We start from the raw sequence: 4807 nt of genomic DNA, 5'->3' as shown, positions 1-4807 counted from the left end.
TTATTCTACCACTATTCCTTATATACGTTCCATTTTTAAGATTAGAGAATGTTATAATGAAAACAATGAAATAATGAGGAGAGATATACGTGTATCAAACCTATTATAAAAGTGAAATTGGATGGATTGAAATAAAAGGTAATGAAGATGCTATTATTTCTGTACTATTTGTCGATGCGCCGAAAAGGGAAGAAATAAATCCGGTTCTGGAAAGTTGTAAACAACAAGTACATGAATACTTTGAAGGGACAAGAAAAACATTTACAGTCCCACTTTCTGCAAAGGGAACTGAATTTCAAACGACCGTATGGGATGCATTAAAGACGATTCCTTACGGGGAGACGGCTTCTTATTCCGACATTGCTACAAAAATTGGAAACCCAAAAGCTGTACGAGCAATTGGAAATGCAAATGGTAAAAACCCCATTTCCATTCTCGTTCCATGTCATCGGATTATCGGAAAGAACAAGGCATTAGTAGGATATGCAGGTGGTGTATGGCGTAAAATGTGGCTACTTACACACGAACAAAAAAAACAGGAGAATTAGTTCTCTTGTTTTTTTTGTTTTTGTTTTTGTTATAGTAATAAAATAATATAATGGGGATTAATTCTATAAACTAAATTGTAAACATATCCAATATCATTAGATGGTTATAATAAATAGGCATACAATTCTTAATATTTCCTTAACATTTTATTTAAAAAGTATTTAAAATTATATGAAAATTATGTATAATACAATACATGCATACCAAGTATATATATTTGCCGATGCATAGACATGATTAATAATTTGGAGGGAGTCAATTGACCATGAACAAAAAGATAACATTGGTCACAGCAGCTGTTTTATCTACAAGTTTATTTTTAACAGCATGCGGAAGTAGTGACAAAAGTAAAAATGGTGGAGGTAAAGAAGAGCTAGCGGACAAGCAAGTTCTTAATATTACTGACACTGCGGAAATTCCATCTATGGACACTTCGAAGTCTACCGACAACGTTTCATTTAAAGTGTTTGTAAATGCAATGGAAGGTTTATACCGTCTTGACAAAGACAACAAACCGACACCTGGTATGGCAAGTAGCGTTGATATTAGTTCAGATAAGAAGACTTACACATTCCATCTTCGTGATGCAAAATGGTCAAATGGTGAAGCAGTTACTGCTCAAGACTTTGTATATGCTTGGAGACGTGCGGTTGATCCAAATACGGCATCTGAATATGCATTTATTTTATTTGATGTGAAAAATGCCGCAAAGATTAACAATAAGCAACTACCACTTGATCAACTTGGCGTAACAGCAAAAGATGACAAAACATTAGTTGTTGAGCTTGATAATCCGGTTCCGTATTTCTTAGAGTTAACAACGTTCCCTACTTACTTCCCTCTAAATGAGAAGTTTGTAAAAGCGCAAGGTGATAAATATGCATTAGAAGCAAGCAATACATTATATAATGGTCCATTTACGATGACGGATTGGAAGCATGAACAAAGCTGGACATTAAAGAAAAATCCAAATTATTGGGATAAAGATAATGTGAAGCTAGATGAAATTGATACTAGTGTTGTAAAAGATACTTCTGCTGCAGTAAACCTATATGAAACTGGAGCTATAGACCGTGTATTATTAACATCTGACTTTGTAGATAAATACAGAGGCAAGGCTGACTATAAAACACTTTTAGATACGCGTCTTTACTTTATGCGATTTAACGAAAAAGACCCTATCTTCAAAAACCAAAAGGTTCGTAAAGCAATCGATTTAGCTTATGACAAAAAGGGAATTGCAAATGTTATCTTGAATAATGGTTCAGCACCAGCTTACTACTTAGTACCGAAGAACTTTGTAAAAGGTCCAGATGGTAAAGATTTCCGTGATGGCAATGGAAACTTTAACGATAGTAAAGATAATGCAACCCAAGCAACTCAGCTTTGGAATGAAGCGAAAAAGGAACTAGGTAAAGATACTATAACAGTAAACATGTTAAATTATGATGATGACTCAAATAAAAAAGTTGGAGAATATGTTAAAGCTCAATTAGAAAAGAATCTCCCTGGATTAACCGTAAATATTAATCAACAACCATTCAAACAAAAACTAGATCTTGAGAAAAAACTAGACTATCAATTCTCATTCTCTGGTTGGGGTCCTGACTATCCAGATCCAATGACATTTATTGATATGTTTACGACAAGTAGTCCATTTAATGAAATGTCTTATTCAAATCCAAAGTTTGATGATCTTGTAGCGAAAGCTAAAGGTCCGTTATTGACAGACGTTTCAGCTCGTTGGAAAACATTGCAGGATGCAGAAAAAGTTCTATTTGATGATGCTGCTATTTCACCAATTTACCAACGTAGCTTTGCATACCTTGAAAAACCATATGTTAAAAATGTAATCCAACATAACTTTGGCGGAGATTACTCTTACAAATGGGCTTATATTACGAAAAAATAAGAAATAGTAATATCAAATACTGATTAATAAAGGGGTGCACATCTATTAGGATGTGCACTTTTTTTACCATGGAAAGCGAAATAAATGATTGCTACGAAGAGGATGTTGGGTAGTTGGTTGTGATGTTTGTTTCGTTTCCTTCTCCTTTGGCTTTTCAGATGAATCTTGATGAACTGGTTTAGGATATTCATTTATGATAGTAACGCGATTGTTTTTGCTTTTGCTTTTCTTCTTCGACCGTGAACTATAGTCCTCATAATGAGAACGTGCAGATTTACTTTTTTTGATTGAGAAGTAAGATTGTTTTAAGCGGGATGAGCGCTTCGAGAAGCAGGAGCATTTAGAAAAGTGAGAACGTTTGGAATGGGATGAACGCTTCGAGAAGCAGGAACCTTTAGAAAAGTGAGAACGTTTGGAACGGGATGAGCGCTTCGAGAAGCAAGAACCTTTAGAAAAGCGAGAACGTTTGGAGCGAGATGAGTGCTTTGAGCGTTTGGAACAGGTAGTGAAATGTGATCTGTCTTTCGAAGAGCGGCTGTGTAAGGAATACGGTTCCTGTTTTAAAAATTTACCCATTCCTGCTGAGTGGACTTCTTTCACGGCATTTTGGATACGATATTTGTCATAGTTCTTCAATAAAAAACCCTCCATTAATTGAAGTTTATATAGTTTCTTCTTTATACAATATGTGATAGAAAGACGGGTTGTTTCTATATTTTTGAAAATAGTTGTCTACCTAAAAAAGATCGCATGAAGGCGATCCTTTTTAGGTAATAGCATTATTTGTGCTTTTTATTCCCTTGTTTTGTTCCTTTTCTAGTCGATCCTTTTTTAGAAGATGTCATACTAAAATGAGGTTTTTTAGAAGATTTTTTACTAAAATGGGATTGTTTAGACCGACATTTCTTTTGGCAAGAACGCTTCTTAATAAAGGAACGCTTCGCACAGTATGATTTCTTTGTCCAGTAATATTTTTTAGTAAATTGAGTGCATTTTGTTACATAGATGCATTTTTTCACACGAGTACATCTTGTTTTTGGACAGGATGAAGAGCATTTGCTTTTAGAATGAAAGTGAGAGCTTGGCTCCTGATGTAGAAAGTCTTCCATCCCTGCAGCAATTACTTCATCTACAGCTTTACGAATATTACGGTTCATTAAAATTTCCTCCTTTTCAAAATGACAAGAATATGCTTGTCTTTTCTCTATACGATATGAATGTTTACAGATTTTGCTATGGGATAAGTACTTATTTTTACTTACTTGAATGAGTGTTTTATGGTCAAGGTGGAGGGGAAACGCATAAAGTATAGTAGTTGTTTAGGGAAGGGAAGAAATGTCATGTTGCCCAGTTATGAATTATATATTCATCCAAAGTATATCGTTGAAATGCGAAGTGATATATGGAACGAGGACGCTGTTCCAGCTAAATTGAACTACGCTCGTCAAAAATATGATATTGACATCGTATATAGGGGCTCACATATTCGTAAATTTAAGAAGAAATCGTATCATATTATGTTTTATAAACGTATGTTTCAAGGAATGAGAGAGATTCATGTAAACTCGGAATATAGTGATCCTTCGCTCATGAGAAATAAACTATCACTTGATTTTTTCTCCGATATTGGTGTTCTATCTCCTAGGTCGAAACATATTGCATTATCGCTTAACGGAAAATTTCAGGGGGTTTATTTACAGCTCGAATCTGTAGATGAAATGTTTCTAGTTTCGCGAAAGCTACCTTCTGGCTCGATTTACTATGCAGTAGACGATGATGCGAACTTTTCTCTTATGAGTGAGTTAGACAATGATGTTAAAACATCTTTATCTTCGGGTTATGAACTAAAATGCGGAGATGAGAATAGTGAAGACTATGTAAGTGATCTTGTCTATCAGATTAATACCATATCTCGTGCATCTTATGAAAAAGAAATTGTAAAGTTGATTGATGTAAATAAGTATTTGTGTTGGCTAGCGGGCATTGTATGTACGTCTAATTTTGATGGCTTCGTTCATAATTACGCTCTGTATCGAAATAGTGAGACCAAAAGGTTTGAAATTATTCCGTGGGATTATGATGCGACGTGGGGAAGAGATATTCATGGAAAAATACTGGATCACGATTACATCCGAATTCAAGGCTATAATACGTTAAGCGCAAGACTACTAGATATACCAACATTTAGAAAATACTACAAGGAATTGTTAAAGCAAATACTCGACGAGAAGTTTACCGTATCTTATATGAAGCCAAAGGTGGAGGAAATGCATGCTTTGTTACGTCCTTATGTAGAAAAGGATCCGTATGTAAAGGACAAATGTCATATGTTTGACAAGGAACCGA

The 4807-nt window shown here is 34.8% G+C and carries 5 protein-coding genes; 3 read left to right on the top strand and 2 right to left on the bottom strand.

What is annotated here, in order from left to right:
- The first annotated feature begins 89 nt into the window (after positions 1 to 89).
- Together AC11ZT_RS01145 and AC11ZT_RS01140 are read left to right on the top strand one after the other, a co-directional pair.
- Positions 90 to 548: a methylated-DNA--[protein]-cysteine S-methyltransferase gene (locus tag AC11ZT_RS01145; protein ID WP_484057849.1), complete on the top strand. Its 459-nt coding sequence runs from the start codon at positions 90 to 92 to the stop codon at positions 546 to 548.
- A gap of 266 nt (positions 549 to 814) precedes the next feature.
- Positions 815 to 2461: a peptide ABC transporter substrate-binding protein gene (locus tag AC11ZT_RS01140; protein WP_484057848.1), complete on the top strand. Its 1647-nt coding sequence runs from the start codon at positions 815 to 817 to the stop codon at positions 2459 to 2461.
- 63 nt (positions 2462 to 2524) lie between these two features.
- Here the strand turns inward: AC11ZT_RS01140 and AC11ZT_RS01135 are convergent, their stop codons facing one another.
- Together AC11ZT_RS01135 and AC11ZT_RS01130 are read right to left on the bottom strand one after the other, a co-directional pair.
- A complete protein-coding gene (locus AC11ZT_RS01135) occupies positions 2525 to 3097 on the bottom strand; it encodes a CotG/ExsB N-terminal domain-containing protein (protein ID WP_484057847.1) in 573 nt (190 codons plus the stop codon).
- 143 nt (positions 3098 to 3240) lie between these two features.
- Entirely contained in the window at positions 3241 to 3618 is a 378-nt protein-coding gene (locus AC11ZT_RS01130) for a CotG/ExsB N-terminal domain-containing protein (RefSeq protein ID WP_484057846.1), read from the bottom strand.
- A 183-nt stretch (positions 3619 to 3801) separates the two neighbouring features.
- On the opposite strand from AC11ZT_RS01130, the gene AC11ZT_RS01125 reads away from it, so the two are divergent.
- On the top strand, positions 3802 to 4807 hold a 1006-nt coding region (locus AC11ZT_RS01125; protein WP_484057845.1), incomplete at its 3' end, for a CotH kinase family protein.

The sequence above is a fragment of the Ectobacillus sp. genome (assembly GCF_056992975.1).
The sequence above is the reverse complement of the archived record's forward strand: the minus strand, read 5'-3'. Positions and strand labels throughout refer to the sequence as shown.

What these genes read in the sequence shown, in the direction of transcription:
- AC11ZT_RS01140 (WP_484057848.1), top strand. Translation starts at nt 815, where the DNA reads ATGAACAAAAAGATAACATTGGTCACAGCAGCTGTTTTATCTACAAGT.
- AC11ZT_RS01130 (WP_484057846.1), bottom strand. Translation starts at nt 3,618, where the DNA reads ATGAACCGTAATATTCGTAAAGCTGTAGATGAAGTAATTGCTGCAGGG.